A 16,945-nucleotide genomic window follows, 5' to 3' on the forward strand; every position below is an offset into this window, starting at 1 on the left:
GCAATTAATTATTAGTAGTAATGTTAGGCTTAGTAAAACTAACCTTAGGTACTTGGGGGCTTGTAAAAGTTTTATCATTAGGTTTGTTGTCTTTATTTTTTGCTAGATCTTTAAACGTTTTAATAATATACTGTGGTGGTTGTTGGTATGTAAAGCGTTCTAATATTTGTGTTTTAACCCATTCAGCTTCTTCTCCATCTCCTGATGTATACTCTTCTTCAAATGGGCCTAAACTTGCTGAAGCATCAATCTTATACTCACCTTCGGCACCGGTAAAATAATAAATATCTTGCACATATAATCCGTTTTGTTTGTGGTAACCAAAACGCCTTTCAATACCTATAGTGCCCCCAATTTTAAACTCGGCAGCTACCTCGACACTATAAGGTACATCTATCCAAAATAGTTGAAATTCACCTTTTGCCTCAAAATCTAAGTCTAAATCTACAAAACACTTAATATAACTATCATTTTTTACAATATCACCTTCGCGGTATGGTATGCCACTATTACCAGTTTGTTGGCAGGCATTATCGGTTAGTGTAAATTCTTCTGTATAGCTGTTGTATTTTAGGTTAATATCGCTCGAAATTTCGCCTGTAAAAATAGCGATAAGACCTGCGGTACCGCCAGAAAAATCAAACTCAAACTTTTTGGTCATTTCAATACCTAAAAGCGGTTTTGCTTGTAGGGTATATTCTAATACCGTACTTACATTTCCTTTTTCTTCTTGCTGGCGATACATCCCATAATTAACACATAATTTAGGATAAATAAGCTTTATATCATTTTCTTTAGAAAACTTTTTCCATTTACTTCTTACCTTTTGTGTTTTTTTAGCAAATCTACCTAATTTGCTTTGCAAACTTTTACCACGAGTAAGATATATAAGTAATAACTCTATAGCTAATGGTAATAGTGCAATTTGCAACATTTGATAATATAGTATTGCCTTATACGGGTACATTTGAGCATAGTTAATTTCTTCGCTATCAGCAAGCATATGAAATCCTATTTTTTGCGTTGTAGATGGGCTGTTTAAAAAATTATCTATAATACCCATAACTTCATTATCTAGCTTGTCTTTTTTTCCTAATGCGGTTACAATAGTTTTAAAAGGTTCGTAAAGCCATTCCCTTATAAACTTTTTAGCGCTATCTAATATATCTGCATCCATAGATAACAGTGCTACTTCTTTATCTTGAAAATAAAGTTCTTGTGCTGCATCATACATATAATGGTAAACAAACACTGCATCTGGGTACACTTTAAATACAGGTGTACGTACATAACGGCAACTTTGTATTACGACAGGCAAGTACTCTGGTTTTATTTGAAAACTTAAATATTTTAATAAAAACGTATGCTCGTTATAGGCATCATACGGGTAAGCAAGTTTAAATGTAAGTGTTTCTTCGCTACGGGTACCTTTTTCTTCAAAAATTTCGGTATCAAAAAAACGGTTATGGTCAAACAATTGCCATTTTTCTTTGTTCGTGTTTGCATTAGAAATACTTACCTTATTTCCTTCGTTTTTTTCTTTATCATAATCGGGTACAATAAAGGTATTGTTTTTATGCGATTTACCTCTGGCTGTAGCATTATCAAAACCTGCTTCTTGGCATTCTACAGTTTTTACTTCAGCCAGACTAATGGTAATTTCGTGCACATTATTTTTATTACCTGCTACATATTCTAGTATTTCGGTTTTTTTGTCAGTAGTAAGGTTTCCATTTTTTTCTTGTTTTAATAAGTGGTATGGGCTACCTTCTGTACCGTCTTCTATTTTTATAGCTTCAAACCTACATTCTTCAAACTTTTGGGTTACTAGTGTAGCTTCTTGTATTTCGGCTATTTGTGGCACCCACTCTTGTTCTTCTTCATCTATACTCCACTCGTCTTTATAATTTATTGTAAAGGTTATTTCTTTAACTTTTTGCTTAGCCCTATCTGTAGCAAATTCTGAGCTTGTAAATTCTAAAGGCATTATTTGTAAGCGCATTGTAAAATTTCTTGGGCTTCCTTTTTCATCTTTAGAGTCTCCTACCTCATGCCCTATTTCGTTTATCCAATCAGGCTTTAAATGAACTTCTTTTATAGCGTATAAATTTTGAAACGCACTAGTTGAGTTTTTGTAATCATCTTCACTTAAAGTATCTTTATAAACTTCAATTTTGGTATCGTTATCTATAATTGTTAACGCTATAGGAAAACTTATATTTTGAGTATGTATGCTTATATGTATATCTAAAATATCGCCATAAGCCAACTCTTCGGGTATATTTGTAATGGTTTTCTGTACAACATTCTTTATCTTCTTTTCTTGTTCTGTACGTTTTTTAGCGAAAAAATGTAATATTTGAATGCTGTCAACAGCTGCTATAATAAAACCTTGATTTTTACTTGCATTCTTATTGGTTGACTTACTCTCTCCCCATTCTGGCAAGAAATTAAAGGCTTCTAACCAAAAGGCTTGTCCTATATCTTTTGCTTCGAGTCGCAATTCGAAAGTTAAATAGGTAAATACTCCGTATTTATCAACCTCAAATGTTTTAAGATAATTAACACCTACACCTTTGGTCATGGTATCAGTTAAAGGGTTAAAACTTCCATCATCTATTTGGTTTTGACTTAACCTATTTATGTAACTATGAATAGGTTCTTTTGCTACCTTACCGTTTAAAGGCATCCAACCAGTTGGTTTTTTAAAATTTTTAAGTGGCTGCAAAGCTAAAAACACCCGTTCGGCAGTTGCCTTAAAGTTTTTAGCGGTGTGTACTTTAAATTTAAATGAGGTGGTTGCTCCTACAGGTATATAAAAGGCTTGTATATTCGCTGTTTTTTGCCACTTTACACCATTGCTTTTACCTTCAAAAAAATCTATATGTGTTTGCTGACTTCTAATTTTCCCTACAGGAATAAGTTCTTTTTTTGCTGCCATAATTATCTTAGTATACTTTGTGCTATGCCATTTGTATCATCTGCTGCCAATGGATTTATTTGATCCATAACCTCTTCATCGGCTTCTTCTTCATGTTGCTGGGTGGCTTCGGCTGTTTGCCCGTGAAATGTAATACTTATACAAGGAGCTCCTCCTATTGGGCAAGTAGCTTTACTGTCTTCTAAAATAGGGTTTCCACCGTTATCTAATGTTACTTTATCGTAAAACCCTCCCCACTCTGTAACCATAGATTGGCATGGTTTGTAGCCTCCTGGAGTTGGTTGCATTTTGCATTGCCCAAAGGTTTTTTTCTCAAATGGTTGCCCTAGATCCATGGTAGACACAATCATCTTTTTTTCACCATCGGCATCGTTTACATATTGCTTGTGCTGACTTATCGATATTATTTTATCTGGCATGGTACCAAATTGGCACTCACACTCTGCTTCTTGACATACTATTGCTTTTCCCATAGTTCATTTTTTTATTTTTTATTTCCAAAGTTGGTACCACTTCTTTTCAGAATTCTCATCAAAATACATTCCCTTTTGCTTTTCATAGGCTATTTGTTGTGCAACAGTTTTATCCATACTCTCTTGCCAAATAGCTTTAAATTGTATCGTTTTATCTACATTGTTCTGTACATAATTAAAGGTACCATCTACTCGTAGTAGTGAATTATCTTTGGCATCTAACTCATATTTTATCTGTGTTTCTCCTTTTTCTAATCCTCCTACAGGCTTCATATTTCCTTTATAGGTTATTAGCATACGCTTATTTTCTTTTAGTATTGGATTTACTGATTGATTACCATAAAAGTTCACTTTTTGAACTCCCGAAAACCATTTAAACCCTTTTTCTAATGATTGGCTAAACTTTTTGGTGTAATTCATATATATTTCTGAAAACAGTATATCATATCCTACATCGTTGCCAAGACTTTTTACTATTTTTTCAGAACTGTTTACAACCTCCGTTATTTTTTTACAATAATTTACAAATGGTTTTCCGGTATATCGTTTTGCTAGTTCTTTTTGCTTTGCTTCCCAACGTTCTTTAATTTCTTCTTGGTTGGTAACATTTATTATTTGTCCTAATTTGTTAACTTTTACTTTTAAAGGGTATAAACAGCTAGCACTTTGTGCTGCTAGTTGCTCCATAAATCCGCCCAGTTCTTCACCATCTTTAAAAAATTGTTTTCGTTGTAAGCTATAATCAAATATTCCTTTTTTATAACCTTCGCATTTTACTTCTAATAAATAGTGTATGGTTTTTTTGTTATCGTAATTAATTTGTAAACCATAGGTACGGTGTAAAAAAAACGCTTTCTTTTCTAGCGACCAATACTGCACTTTTCTCGAAAAAGGAATTTTTTCAGTTTCTTTTTCAGTTTCTTTTGTTTTTAGTGTAAAACGTGCCCGCTCCTCTTTATTAGGCTGAGAAGCTAATGCGTTTGCCGTATTATCGTCTTCATTAATTAGTAAAGAGAAGCGTTTATTTGTCATAGCTTATACTGTTTATTATTCTGTATCATTATTCACTTTTCTGTTTCCACTTTTTCGAGGTGCCATAGGCTCTTGATACATTAATATTTCTTGTATAACAGGCGTGTAATGCCACCAACTAGATGCTTTAAGGTTTTCGTATGTAAAAGATATGTGTAAATATTTATTACGTAACGCTCTTATTAATTGTGTGTCGCTCAGTTTTGTATAATCTACTTTTTCTTTTATTTTTAACTTAGATACATCAATATAACGTTTAGGCAATGCCACCCTTGTATTGTCTTTTGCTACTTCCAGAATTTTATAATTTACTATTAAAGAGTTTTTTTGTATCGTTTCTTTTACGTCTTTGGCTTTTATTTTTTTTATCAACGCTACAACTTCTTCATCTTTTTGCTCTAAAAGTTCTTTTTCATTTTGTTTACTACTAAACTTTAATAAATCGATAGCTAAATTGCCTTTGGTACTTTTATTAGCTAGCGCTGCATCTAAGCGATTTTGTACTTCGGTTAATAAACTACCTGTAACTTTAAATTTTTCTTTTAATGTTGTTAAATTAATCTTAGCCTTATGTTTTGTCGAAAAATCTGCCATTAGCTGTAGTGCTATTACACTATAGCTGTTGGTTAATTTTTTTCTTCTGCCCCATACTTCATCACGTGTCCAACCATCTTCTATCTCTATTTCATATCCTTTATACCAACCTTCTGCTATAAAGTTGCTTCTTATTTTTTTTGCTTCTTTTTCATCATTATTTAAATCCCAAAGCAACGTATTTTCTTTTGGTATGATTTCTTTATACCCTCCGCCAATATCAGAATGTACACCAGGTAACCCGATTGTTAATCCTTTAGCGCCTGCACTTTCTATACCTGTTAAATTAAAGTTCTTTCTAATTTCGTTTTGCGCTACTAGGTGCATGGTTTTATTAGCGTGGTACATTTGATTTAGTTCTAAATCTTTATTATCATCTGAATGATCTATACCATAAGCTGATACCGAATCGTACAAACCTGCAAAACCTATTTTCACAACACTTATTGCTGTTTTCTTCTTTTTTAAAGCTTTTCCTAAATAACCATAAGCAGGAGTGTCAATTACCTGTAGTTCTCCTTCTTCTCTACTAACAAATTCAAAATGTGAAGCTCTTTTTTTTACTTGCGACACAAAATGCCTTGCTGCTACTGCACCACGGCTAAAGCCATAAACATCAAAATATACCTGATCTATAAGTTTAAACTTATTTTCATCTTTACCATTTGATTTTACCTTTGGTAAAATTTCATTTACAATTCGCTTACAAGCTTCTTCTACCCTTGCTGGTACCCCTGTGCTTCCTTTACCAAAAGCACTACCAATACCTGCATCACTTTCAAAATTTTCGGTACCAATACCTTCTATATAAAGCTTAAAAACTTTTGAATCATCTGTTACATAATGAGGCTCTAAACGAGATACATTAGATTCATCTGAATTATAACTATTATCACCATTACCATCATCTTTATGCTTCTTGTATGCCTTTTTATAGGTTTCTACATCTTCATCAGCATCCATCGTTATAGCCTCGCCTTTGTAAGCTTTATAAGCACGTACATTTTTACGGTTATTACCTGTACCGTCAAAAAAAACGCCTATTACAACACTATTACCACGCTCTATAGCTGTTCGTGTTTCTTTGTATTCTCCAAAAACAATTCCGCTCATATTATGATTTATATAAAAGTCGTTTTACTTTATTTTCTTTTAAATGTATTTCTTGCTTTTTAGTACCTGTTATTAAATACAGTTTTAGTTTTTTTACATTATTTTCTACATAAGGTACTATTTCAAAACTACCTGTATGGTTGTTTTCTTTAAACGCAGCTGCAATAGTTGCATAATCACTCTCTTTAAAAACACAAACTGCTGTAAAAGCTTCCTTTACTTGATCTGGCTCTTCCCACTGCATTCTAAATTCTTGAGGTAAAGCACCATACACACTATCCTCATTTATTTCTAAGGAATCATCATCTATCCTATATTCTTCCCCATTAATAGCATACGCATTTAAAAATACCATGTGCGGGTTATCTTTAATAGCTACACTCCAAGTAAATGGTTCTCTATAGGTTTCCCATTTTTTAAAAGACAACTTATTTTCTTTATACTGCGTTACTATTTCGGGCGAAATAGCATCGGTATATATTTTAACAGATTTTTCACGGTCTTGTTCGCCATGTGGGTTATACTCTTTCCAAACTACTTCTGTTTTTTTAGCTTGGTAAAAGCCTACTTCGCGTTGAAACCCATCAATACCCGTTAACCAAACAGCTACAGTACCTCCAGGGGCTACATTAAGAACAAAAAACATATCGTGAGACATTATCCCCCCTTTATCAGTATCTTCTTTAAATCCTTTTTCGAATATTTCGGCTATTTTTTTATGATCTAACTCAAAATGCCCTTCATAAAATTGATTTTCTAAATAAGAAATCCAAACTAAATGTAGCTCTTTAGGTAATACTCTTTTTTCTTGAGAACCTGTAAGGGTCCCCATTTTTCCCCAACCACTATTTAATGTGCCTTTACCTCTAATACCTGTTTCTCCTAAATAACCATAATGTAAGGTTGCTGGGAAATTTTTGGGTGCATTTACAGATACCAACCATTTATATTTTTTATCCATTTTACTACTTTTACAGTGTATTAATGTTAATGCAAAAAGCACAAGTACTATATTTAATTTAATTTTCATTTATGCTTATTTTTATTATTTTTTCATATTCTTCAAAAACAATTTCGTTCATAGTTTTATTTATAAAATACTCGTTTTACTTTATTTTCTTTTAAATGTATTTCTTGCTTTTTAGTACCTGTTATTAAATACAATTTTAGTTTTTTTACATTATTTTCTACATAAGGTACTATTTCAAAACTACCTGTATGGTTATTTTCTTTAAACGCAGTTGCAATAGTTGCATAATCACTCTCTTTAAAAATACAGGTTGCCGTAAAACATTCCTTTACTTGATCTGGCTCTTCCCATTGCATCTTTATTTTTCGAGGTAAAGCACTGTATATAGTATCTTCTTTAATTTTTAAAAAATTTTGGTGTATTCTATATTCTTCCCCATTAAAAGCGTACGCATTTAAAAATACCATGTGCGGGTTACCTTTAAGACCTGCACTCCAAGTAAATGGTTCTCTATAGGTTTCCCATTTTTTAAAAGACAACTTATTTTCTTTATACTGCGTTACTATTTCGGGCGGAATAGCGTCGGTATATATTTTAACAGATTTTTCACGATCTTGCTCTCCATGTGGATTGTACTCTTTCCAAACTACTTTTGTTTTTTTAGCTTGGTAAAAACCTACTTCGCGTTGAAACCCGTCAATACCCATTAACCAAACAGCTACAGTACCTCCAGGAGCTACATTAACAACAAAAAACATATCGTGAGACATTATCACGCCCTTATCAGTATCTTCTTTAAATCCTTTTTCGAATATTTTTGCTATTTTTTTATGATCTAACTCAAAATGTCCTTCATAAAATTGATTTTCTAAATAAGAAATCCAAACTAAATGAAGTTCTTTAGGTAGTGCTCTTTTTTCTTGAGAACCTGTAAAAGAACCTGTTAATCCCCAACCACTATTTAATGTGCCTTTACCTCTAATACCTGTTTCTCCTAAATAACCATAATGTAAGGTTGCGGGGAAATTTTTTGGTGCATTTACAGATACCGACCATTTATATTTTTTATCCATATTACTGCCTTTGCAGTTTATTAATATAAATGCAAAAAACACAAGTAGTATGTTAAGCTTAATTTTCATTTATGCTTATTTTTTTGAACATAGTTTTTGTGTATAAAAAAAACAACAACTGTTATGAGTAACATTATAAACTGAAATACTATTTGCATTATAAATTTGGTACCAGACACCAGTGCATTTCCTGCCGCATCGCTATTAAAACTTAGTGCGTTGTTAGATAATTTATCTTTTGCATAAGGCAAAATAGTAAACACACTATTAATTAAAATCCACCAAAAAATAAATTTATTCAACTTACTTTTTACTTTATGAGTTTTGTAAAGCGTAAAACATAAAACAAGTAATGTAAGTAATAATGATATTGGTGCTGTAAAATATGCTACTAATAATAAATAAACATTAGTATTCATTTTTAGTTTAAATGACGCTCTAAAAATAAGGGTGTATACTATAACTCCCACCAATAAAATCACACTGATAATTGAAGTATTTTCATCCATTTTTATATTTTTAAGCGTTAACTATTATCAGCCTTAATATTTACTTTCGTTGCTCCTGCAATTGTAATACTTTCTTTAGATGATTCAATCGTTGCTTTATCTGAAACTTTATTTAATTCTTTCGCTTTAATAACATATTGCTGGTATGCTATTTTTTTTATATTTAATGCTCTTTTTATAATAGCCATCTTAAAATAGGTTAGATTTTTCTTTAGCATTAATATTTACCTTTTTAGCACTAAGCATATTTATTTCTTCTTTTAAACTTTGTACATTTATTTTTTCTGCATATTCTGTAGATTCTTTTGATACGATATCAAAAGTATTATCTGCAATTTGTTTAATATTATTAGCTTTTTCTTTAATATCTTTAGATGCTGTTTGTAAAATATCGTTCCCCGCATTTGAGGTTATATTACGGCCTGCTGTTTCTTCAATGCTTTGCCCTGCATTTACATTAATATTTTTACCAGCAGTAATATTTAAATTTTCTCCTGCATTAATATTAATATCTTTTAAAGCATTAATGGTTATTGTTTCACCAGCAGTATCTATAAAAATCGAATTTCCTTTTTTATCAGTAATTTTTATACTTTCTGACTTATTCGTATCATTAAATTCTAAAATATGGCCGCTTTTAGTAATAATACTTTTATAATTATTATCTGTTTTACCACCAGCTCCGTTATTACCATGAAATAAACTTCCCATTACAAATGGTCGGTTAGGGTTGTTATAACGAAAACCAACCATTACTTGATCGCCTTTTTCTGGTATGAATACGTGTCCTCGATTTTCTGAATGATTATCACTACTCCCTGCATCTGGCGTCATTACACGTATCCAACTTGTTTTTAGTTCGTGTTTTTGCCACTGGAATTGCACTTCTACTCGTCCTTTTTGACTCGGATCTTCATTTGAGAGTACGGTAGCTATTTGTGTAGCTGCTTCTGGAAGAGCAACTTCTGGCACTGGTAAAATCTCCGTACCTGATGATATTGCCTCAAATTCATTGCCATATTCGCTCGATCCTGTAGCGGTATGGGTAATTTTCGTGATAATATATTCACCATAATTTTTAACTTCAAAAGCATCAACTCCTCGTTGAGCTCCTGTTACTTTTATAACAGTACCTACTGTAAGGCCTTGTTTGGTACTGGTAGCACTAAGTACATTTGCAGTTGCTATTTTGCTTCCTTGTTCGTTATGTACAAAAGTGTCTATTTCGCTTTTATTTGCTGCTTTGGTTGCTAAGTATTCTTGTGTATTTATTGAAAATAGTTCTTTTGATACATCAAAGGCATAACTACCTAATTCATTTAAACCATCTACTCTTCCTCTTGATTTTGATTCATCTCTAACATTATGTAATGCATTGTATGAAAAGTTAGAAGCAGTACTTGCTATGGCTTCTATGGCAATATTAAGGGTATCCATATCAGCTCCATACTCTATTGTAACGGCTGAATCTAAAGATGGTTTTCCAAAAACCAATTGTACTCCATCATAATACAACCATTCGTTGTATTGTTTGGCTAAACGCTGTATAAACTGAAAGTGGTTTTCTTTATATTGTGCTTGGTAGGTTATTGGGGTTTTAAATACTGGTTTTATTTTAGCGGTTAAGCCTGCAGCTCTAACAGTATCGTTTACAATGGTATCTAAACTTTTATGCAACCAGGAATGCATATGCGGCCCATTTTCTAATAAAATAGTTTTAGAGTATCCGCTAACAAGTAGTTTACCATCAAAACCATTGTTATGTTGTAGTTTTACATTGGTGATTACCCCTAAAAAATCGGTGTCGTTAAAGTTTATAACAATCGATTTACCTAACCATTCTTTTGAGTCGTCTAGCGTGTAAGAACCTACGGCTTCTACACTATCATAATCAACGATTATAGAAAAGGTATGGTGGTTATTTATTGTTTGATTAAGGGTTGCTTTTTCAAAGTTATATAGCGTTTCTCCGTCTATATTAATCGTTGTTATGGGTTTCATATACAGTATTTTTTTACGTATAGTAGCGTTAACTACAAATAGTATACTATTTACCTGTATTGATTTATATATTTTTAGTGTAAATTTTTAAAAGTAATTAATTACACTAAATTGTATCAAGAGCTCTTTTAATAGCGAAATTTATTGTTCTCTTATAAATTTTCACTCATTTCAATTATAAAAAGCACTCGAATTGACCAATCCATTTTAAACGCACAACAGGTTATTATATACTACTATGATATTCGTATAATCTTAATAAAATTTTCTTTTCTTTCTTTATAAATAGCTGCTTTTAGTGAAAGTGCTACTATAAATAACAATATTTCATAAATAATAAAAGAGCAAACCCTTAAAGCTTGCTCTTTATAAATTGTACTTATGCTACTGGCCAACGGTTATCGATAGATGCATTACCAATACTCATTTCTTCTGCAGAAATAGTAAAGTTAATAGTCATTGGTACATCTCCGTTTACGTTTAAGTTTTCTTTGTAGTATACTATGTATGCGTTTTTAAACTCAACTTCTTTCATTTTTGAATCTTCTTCAGATTTCTTAAAAATGATTTTTCCTTCAATAGCTTTAAATTGGCTATTTAACATCGCTTCGATTACAGATGAATCTGCTGTAGACTCTATTGTTACATTGATTCTTCCTCCGTAAACATTAGATGCAATTTTACCTTTCTTATCAGTATCTCTACTAAAAGCGTATTCTGTTGCTAATACGTCAAATTCTTTCCCTCCTAATTCTAGTGATGCTCTAAATGATCCCATAATACTTGTTCTTTTTAATTATTAATTTTTAAAATTTTCTTTTGTTTTATGCATAGCTTAACTAGTATTATACAATACATAAAACTAACTTTCTATAACAATAGATAATTTTCTAAACTAAAAAAATAAACGTGTTTTCATCGGGAGAAATCCCATATAGATATACTTACAACACAGGCTAGATTCGCCTATATTATACAAGTATGACAGTTTATTTTACAAAGAAGAAGAAAATTCTAAATTGTCATTTGTTTGCATAAATATACGTTGTTTTTTTCTTTAAAAAAAACATATATTAATAAAAAATTATATTTTCCCTTTAAAAAAGGTAAAAACAATTATTACTAGAAATAATATATTACAGAGTATTATTTTCTTTAATATACCATTCGTGTAATTAATGCTTTTATTTAAATTTACATCTAATTTTTTCTGAATTATATTTACTTTAGATTGCTGTTGCTTTTGTAAACTATCTGTTACTTTATATAATCGTGCTATTTCCTTTTTTATATTTTTATTATTCTTATTCTGTTTAGAAAACAAATATGCAATGTTTTCTATTTTTTTATTTACATTTTCATTTTCATCATCTTCATTTGAAAGATATAAATTTCTTATTGTAGTTTGCTTTTTTTCGATACTACTAGCGGTTATTTCTTTTGTTGTAACTTCATAATCTCTGAGCATATTAACGTACAAATAAGTTACAAAACAAAGTACCAGTGTTCCTGTAAAAAAAAATATTTTACTTCTTATATTTTTTATCTTTTTTTTAGACGGCTTTATATAAAAAGTTTCTTTTTCTGCGGATAACACTTCCACCTCTTCTTCTTCTTCAACATTTTTGGTTTTTTGGGTTAAAAACTCATGCCTATCTAAACTATATTTTTCTAAATATAATTTAACCTTTCGTTCTCTTACCAACCAACCTAATACTTCCCTTACATATCGTTCTGTAATTTCGGGGTTATCAATCTTCCATAAAATATCTGAACTAGTTAAGCCAATTGGTTTTTCTCTATCGGCGTTATACATTATTTTTAATATAACTTCGTGTATAGGTAAAACTGTAGGTGTACTCATTTTAAAGAATTTGATTGTTTGAAATAAAATAATATTCTTTTTTACTACCGTCTTTATACTTTTTCGTTTTCTTATTTGATAGTGTTTCTTCTAAAATCGTTATTTTTTTTCTTAGCTCTTTCATTATGCTAGCAAAATCAACATGTGAAGTTTTTCCTTTTCGTTTAATGTGTTTGATTTTAGTTTTTAATAAAAACGCACTATTTACAGGCATCCCTGTTTTTATATAAACTAAATCTGCCATGTAATTTCTTCTTCTTAAGATTTTTACAAACAGGTTTTTATTAATAAGTCTACTGTTTTTTCTATATATACGAAACAATCGTTTTCTATCTTTTCTTTTTACTTCTTTAGAATACAGTGGTATTAACGATTTATATCCATCTATAACAAGTTCTAATTCTTCCTTGCTAAGTAAATACCCTAGCACAGCATTCGGATTGTCTTTTTGCGTATATTTTTTGTTCTTATAATATTTTTCAAACATATAATTTCTTGGCAACGTCCCTAAATTATTAGCATAGGTACTGTCGTTCAAAATCATTTCTTTTATTTTATTACCAGATTTACTTCTAAGAAATCCTAATCTTTTAGCATGGTATTCTAAAGAACCGGTAAATACAGCATTAAAGTGTATTGTTTTGCTTAGTACTGAATCTAATGTTTTATCAAAAGATGTTGCCGATAATACTTTGTTTATTCGAGGAAACGTAATACCTCCTTGGTAAGTACTATTATCTGGCGCATCATATAAATAAATGTTATCTACAGCTGGTATATTTGTAAATGTATTTTTATTTTTAATCAAATCATTTTCTACAATAAATGATCTTATAAAGCTAGCATGACTCGTACTTACTTTACTTAAAATATCTTTGGATTGTAATATATAATCTTGATGTTGATCGTCAACTTTGCTCTCTAATTGATAAAAAATAATTCTAGATGATGTTTCACCTAATTTCTGGGTAATTTCTTTAATATTAGGTGGCGTAAAAAAACGTTTCTCACCAGAAACAATTATAATATTATTCATAAAACTTTGCGCAGGTATGTCTCTAATTGCATACTCAAAACATTGCGCTATTCCTCCCGTATTTACTTCGGAAACTACTTCATTATTTACATCTAAAAATATATTTTGAAGGTAATCAATCCATAACGAAAAAGATTTTGTTTTTGGCAAGGCATAAAATTTACCACAGCCATATGAACTTGCGCTAAAGGTAAATTCGTATCCTTTATACTTTTCTTCTGAAGAAATTAATATCCATATTTTTTGCAACGAACTCATTAATAAGAGTTGTTTTTTCTTTAAATCTTTTCCGCAATCAAAAACATAATGAAAGTTAATTTTTTTATTATCTCTTTTTATATCTTTTAATTTTCTAATTAAAACATCTTCTCCATCTACATTTATAAGTTTATTATCTCTGTGATCCCAAACATTTAAAGGTACTGCAGCCCATACAGAATCTGTTACTTGTTTCGACCTTTTATGATGTTTAGATACATCAAATATAAATGCATCTCCTACTTCACCTTTACTTATGTGTTCCTTATCTTTTTTTGTTTTCCCTAAAAAAGATAAAGAATCTAAATTATTTACAGCATATACTTGTTGTTGTCCTATTTTTTTTAATAAAAACTCAGGAATCCAACCCATTGTTCTAGCGGTAGAGTCTTTTAACTTAAGGTTTGCCAAATTAGAAACCAATGCTGCTTTTTTATCAACACTATATTTATACAAAAAAACAAACTGATTTAGCATTAGTTTTTTAGCACTCTTCTCTTTAAATAAAGGGTCGTTAAATAGATGTACTGTATCTTTTTCAACAAATTTTGCACTATTATACAACGTTTTAACATCATGTACCCCTATAACATAACGTAACGGTTTGTAATTACATCTACTTAGTTTTGAGTGTGCATAGTGTATTACATTGTTTTTATGAATCCAGCCTACATATTTTACGCTTTTACCCTCTTTAAAACTATAGTTATCGCCAAATATAAAAGAGAACATTCCTTTTGGCTTACCAAGTATTTCAGGGGCTGCTGTTGCTATTTTTAAATGATCATTTTTTTGACCTAAGACGTAATATGGGGTTAAAAAATCTTGATTTTCTCCTGATTTTTGCGAATATGGGTCTAAATAAACAAGATTTTCTGCTCTATCTGAAAACACTTTATAAACACTTTCATCGATATTTTGTCTTCCTGGTTTATCTTTTGTTTTTTCAAAGTTAAAGCTATTTTTTATCCTTTTTTTAACAGTCGTGTAATTCTTAACCTGCCCAAAAGCAGGCGTTACAACACCTGATAAGAGGCTTAAAAACAGCCCTAAAAAACATATCGTAAAAGTGTTAAAACGCTTCTTTTTCTTATACATTAAATGCATCATTGATTAATTATGCTTTGTGTTACTTGTATTTTTTTTACGCAATTAAAAGTATCTATTGCTACTTCATTAATAATTACGGTTTTTTTACCTTTACCTTCTAAATAATGTAATCCTTGACAATAACTATACAAATCATTATATCGAGCTCCGTTAATCACTATAATTACCTCATCTCCTTGGTTACAAGTATATCTATTTTCTATATGTTTTAAACTTTTATAATAGTCTCGTTTATTATTTATAGAGGCATCTGCTATCGTTTGCAATCTTCTTTTAATATCTTCTTGTGCCATTGATAAAGAATCTAAATGTTCCGATTCTTCAATTGCTTCAAATAATGGCAAAATTTGAATTAAATGGCTAACAGGGTATTTTGTAGTGTTTGTTTTTAGCTTCACATTATATATCCCTGGCTTTTTATAAACATAAATCACCTGACCTTTATAAGCATCTACTGTACCTGTTTCTCCAAATTCCCAATACCAAGATTTTACACCTGGACTATACGATGAAAATACAAGTTCTTCTCCTACATATCCAACATCTACACCATGAATTACAGGAAGAGAATCTATTGCTTTTTCCTTTTTTAATGATATTACTTCTATAAACTTAGACATTTTAAATTTAGAGTCTACCTCTAGCGTTACACGGTACTTTCCTTTTTTATTGTAGATATAATTAACATCATGTGATCGCATTATTGTATCACCGTTACCCATATGCCATACCATATCTCTATTTTTAAAATCTAAACTATCATTTACTGAAAAGTTTAATTTTTCTTTTACCTCGTAGTGATAATTTCCATTAGAGTCATATATCGAAAAATCTATTGTATCAATGGCTGATTTATTTGGTAACAATACCGCTATAATTAATGTTATGATTACAGCAAGTGCGAGTATTATTAATATGATTTTTTTATTAAACCTCATTTTATTTTAAATATTAGCCTTACATTCATTAAGGTTATCCATTATAATTTTTTTGTTCTTTTTCATAGAGCTATACTCTTCTCGTGTATCAAAATATATTTGCAAAATATTAGCAGACTGAATTCCAAAAAAGTATTTCGAATTCATTTTATTTTCTTTATACACAGATCTAACTTCAAATATTTTTTTATTTATTTCATCTTTTTTTTGCACCTGATGTATATCAAACTTCATTACTTTTAATTCTTCATTAATCTTTTTTACTTTTTCGGTATATTCATTTTGCTTTTGTATAATTTTTTCATAATTACCTATTGTTTTTAATAACTCACCATTATTAACCGCAGGTATTTTCATTACAAATTTTGTTTGCAAAATATATAATAGAATAATTGACAAAGTAAATAGTAATATAAATTTTATCCTTCTCCAAAAAGATTCATCTAATGCATCTGTTTTCATATTTCTTATGTAATTTTCTCACACTAAAACTAGTACGTAATTCGTTTGTTTTTATTTTTTTGACTTACCTCCTTCTGACCTATACTTCTCTCTACATTTTTCTAACAGCTCTTTGTTATATAGATATTCTTCAGATTCGTTTTCATAATCATCTACCACTTCCTGAATCTCTTTTATTTGCCTTAGCAATTCTATATATAATTGGAACTGATATTCTACATCTGATGTTGTATTTTTAATTTCATTTTCAACATCAGTTCTCATATTAGATATTAACCCCTGAAATTGTTTATGTTCCCCCAGTGTTCTTTTTTTATTTTTCAATCGATACAAATACTTCGTCATTTCATCTATTTTAAAAGATATAAATGCTTGTTTTTCGAAAATATCATTATACTCTGAATGTTTTTTTTCTAAAACATTTATTCCTTTTTCCCCTGTATAGATTGCAAATAAACTACTACAAAAAAGTAGTGTAAGTGTTATTGAAAAAACCAGCAAAAATCGCAATTGAGAAGCTCTTCTTTTTTTATAATTTAAAGGTTTCACGCGTTTATAATTTTTAAAATAT

Annotated in this window: 15 protein-coding genes; all 15 read right to left on the minus strand. The window is 30.2% G+C overall.

The features are described from left to right. Window positions 1-4 precede the first annotated feature (4 nt). The 15 genes from CXF68_RS19890 to CXF68_RS19960 all read right to left on the minus strand — a co-directional run bounded on the left by CXF68_RS19890 (window position 5) and on the right by CXF68_RS19960 (window position 16,923). The gene (locus tag CXF68_RS19890) at window positions 5-2,941 is read right to left on the minus strand and encodes a hypothetical protein (protein WP_101047053.1); all 2,937 of its coding nucleotides are present in this window, start codon (window positions 2,939-2,941) and stop codon (window positions 5-7) included. Between the two features lie 2 nt (window positions 2,942-2,943). After that, on the minus strand, window positions 2,944-3,414 hold the full coding sequence (locus CXF68_RS19895) for a DUF4280 domain-containing protein (protein WP_101047055.1): 471 nt from the start codon (window positions 3,412-3,414) through the stop codon (window positions 2,944-2,946). Window positions 3,415-3,432: 18 nt separating this feature from the next. Next, window positions 3,433-4,446, minus strand: a complete 1,014-nt coding sequence (locus CXF68_RS19900; RefSeq protein ID WP_101047057.1) for a hypothetical protein — start codon at window positions 4,444-4,446, stop codon at window positions 3,433-3,435. Between the two features lie 15 nt (window positions 4,447-4,461). Beyond that, on the minus strand, window positions 4,462-6,153 hold the full coding sequence (locus tag CXF68_RS19905) for a DUF2235 domain-containing protein (protein WP_101047059.1): 1,692 nt from the start codon (window positions 6,151-6,153) through the stop codon (window positions 4,462-4,464). 1 nt (window position 6,154) lies between these two features. Continuing rightward, window positions 6,155-7,183: a DUF2931 family protein gene (locus CXF68_RS19910; protein ID WP_101047061.1), complete on the minus strand. Its 1,029-nt coding sequence runs from the start codon at window positions 7,181-7,183 to the stop codon at window positions 6,155-6,157. 56 nt (window positions 7,184-7,239) lie between these two features. After that, on the minus strand, window positions 7,240-8,265 hold the full coding sequence (locus tag CXF68_RS19915) for a DUF2931 family protein (protein ID WP_101047062.1): 1,026 nt from the start codon (window positions 8,263-8,265) through the stop codon (window positions 7,240-7,242). Continuing rightward, window positions 8,262-8,705, minus strand: a complete 444-nt coding sequence (locus CXF68_RS19920; protein WP_157822015.1) for a hypothetical protein — start codon at window positions 8,703-8,705, stop codon at window positions 8,262-8,264. Before CXF68_RS19920 ends, CXF68_RS19915 begins: the two co-directional genes overlap by 4 nt. A gap of 17 nt (window positions 8,706-8,722) precedes the next feature. Next, window positions 8,723-8,893, minus strand: a complete 171-nt coding sequence (locus CXF68_RS19925) for a hypothetical protein (RefSeq protein WP_157822016.1) — start codon at window positions 8,891-8,893, stop codon at window positions 8,723-8,725. 1 nt (window position 8,894) lies between these two features. Further along, window positions 8,895-10,706 carry a type VI secretion system Vgr family protein gene (locus CXF68_RS19930; protein ID WP_101047068.1) on the minus strand — a complete coding sequence of 604 codons (1,812 nt, stop codon included), beginning with the start codon at window positions 10,704-10,706 and terminating at the stop codon, window positions 8,895-8,897. 379 nt (window positions 10,707-11,085) lie between these two features. After that, window positions 11,086-11,484 carry a type VI secretion system tube protein TssD gene (gene tssD / locus CXF68_RS19935; protein ID WP_028887535.1) on the minus strand — a complete coding sequence of 133 codons (399 nt, stop codon included), beginning with the start codon at window positions 11,482-11,484 and terminating at the stop codon, window positions 11,086-11,088. A gap of 306 nt (window positions 11,485-11,790) precedes the next feature. Beyond that, the gene (locus tag CXF68_RS19940; protein ID WP_101047070.1) at window positions 11,791-12,570 is read right to left on the minus strand and encodes a DUF5457 domain-containing protein; all 780 of its coding nucleotides are present in this window, start codon (window positions 12,568-12,570) and stop codon (window positions 11,791-11,793) included. A 1-nt stretch (window position 12,571) separates the two neighbouring features. Beyond that, the gene (gene tssR / locus CXF68_RS19945) at window positions 12,572-14,974 is read right to left on the minus strand and encodes a type VI secretion system protein TssR domain-containing protein (protein ID WP_101047072.1); all 2,403 of its coding nucleotides are present in this window, start codon (window positions 14,972-14,974) and stop codon (window positions 12,572-12,574) included. Further along, a complete protein-coding gene (locus tag CXF68_RS19950; RefSeq protein WP_101047074.1) occupies window positions 14,971-15,912 on the minus strand; it encodes a PKD domain-containing protein in 942 nt (313 codons plus the stop codon). The genes tssR and CXF68_RS19950 overlap by 4 nt, the downstream gene beginning before the upstream one ends. A 6-nt stretch (window positions 15,913-15,918) precedes the next feature. Then, a complete protein-coding gene (gene tssO, locus CXF68_RS19955) occupies window positions 15,919-16,374 on the minus strand; it encodes a type VI secretion system TssO (RefSeq protein WP_101047076.1) in 456 nt (151 codons plus the stop codon). A 51-nt stretch (window positions 16,375-16,425) separates the two neighbouring features. After that, window positions 16,426-16,923 carry a type VI secretion system TssO gene (locus CXF68_RS19960; protein ID WP_101047079.1) on the minus strand — a complete coding sequence of 166 codons (498 nt, stop codon included), beginning with the start codon at window positions 16,921-16,923 and terminating at the stop codon, window positions 16,426-16,428. Between the last annotated feature and the right edge of the window lie 22 nt (window positions 16,924-16,945).

The sequence above is a fragment of the Tenacibaculum sp. Bg11-29 genome (assembly GCF_002836595.1).
Lineage (GTDB): Bacteria > Bacteroidota > Bacteroidia > Flavobacteriales > Flavobacteriaceae > Polaribacter.

Excerpts from the sequence above, each read along its gene's own strand:
- CXF68_RS19890 (WP_101047053.1), bottom strand. The coding sequence starts at position 2,941 with ATGGCAGCAAAAAAAGAACTTATTCCTGTAGGGAAAATTAGAAGTCAG.
- CXF68_RS19895 (WP_101047055.1), bottom strand. The coding sequence starts at position 3,414 with ATGGGAAAAGCAATAGTATGTCAAGAAGCAGAGTGTGAGTGCCAATTT.
- CXF68_RS19900 (WP_101047057.1), bottom strand. The coding sequence starts at position 4,446 with ATGACAAATAAACGCTTCTCTTTACTAATTAATGAAGACGATAATACG.
- CXF68_RS19905 (WP_101047059.1), bottom strand. The coding sequence starts at position 6,153 with ATGAGCGGAATTGTTTTTGGAGAATACAAAGAAACACGAACAGCTATA.
- CXF68_RS19910 (WP_101047061.1), bottom strand. The coding sequence starts at position 7,183 with ATGAAAATTAAATTAAATATAGTACTTGTGCTTTTTGCATTAACATTA.
- CXF68_RS19915 (WP_101047062.1), bottom strand. The coding sequence starts at position 8,265 with ATGAAAATTAAGCTTAACATACTACTTGTGTTTTTTGCATTTATATTA.
- CXF68_RS19920 (WP_157822015.1), bottom strand. The coding sequence starts at position 8,705 with ATGGATGAAAATACTTCAATTATCAGTGTGATTTTATTGGTGGGAGTT.
- CXF68_RS19925 (WP_157822016.1), bottom strand. The coding sequence starts at position 8,893 with ATGGCTATTATAAAAAGAGCATTAAATATAAAAAAAATAGCATACCAG.
- CXF68_RS19930 (WP_101047068.1), bottom strand. The coding sequence starts at position 10,706 with ATGAAACCCATAACAACGATTAATATAGACGGAGAAACGCTATATAAC.
- tssD (WP_028887535.1), bottom strand. The coding sequence starts at position 11,484 with ATGGGATCATTTAGAGCATCACTAGAATTAGGAGGGAAAGAATTTGAC.
- CXF68_RS19940 (WP_101047070.1), bottom strand. The coding sequence starts at position 12,570 with ATGAGTACACCTACAGTTTTACCTATACACGAAGTTATATTAAAAATA.
- tssR (WP_101047072.1), bottom strand. The coding sequence starts at position 14,974 with ATGATGCATTTAATGTATAAGAAAAAGAAGCGTTTTAACACTTTTACG.
- CXF68_RS19950 (WP_101047074.1), bottom strand. The coding sequence starts at position 15,912 with ATGAGGTTTAATAAAAAAATCATATTAATAATACTCGCACTTGCTGTA.
- tssO (WP_101047076.1), bottom strand. The coding sequence starts at position 16,374 with ATGAAAACAGATGCATTAGATGAATCTTTTTGGAGAAGGATAAAATTT.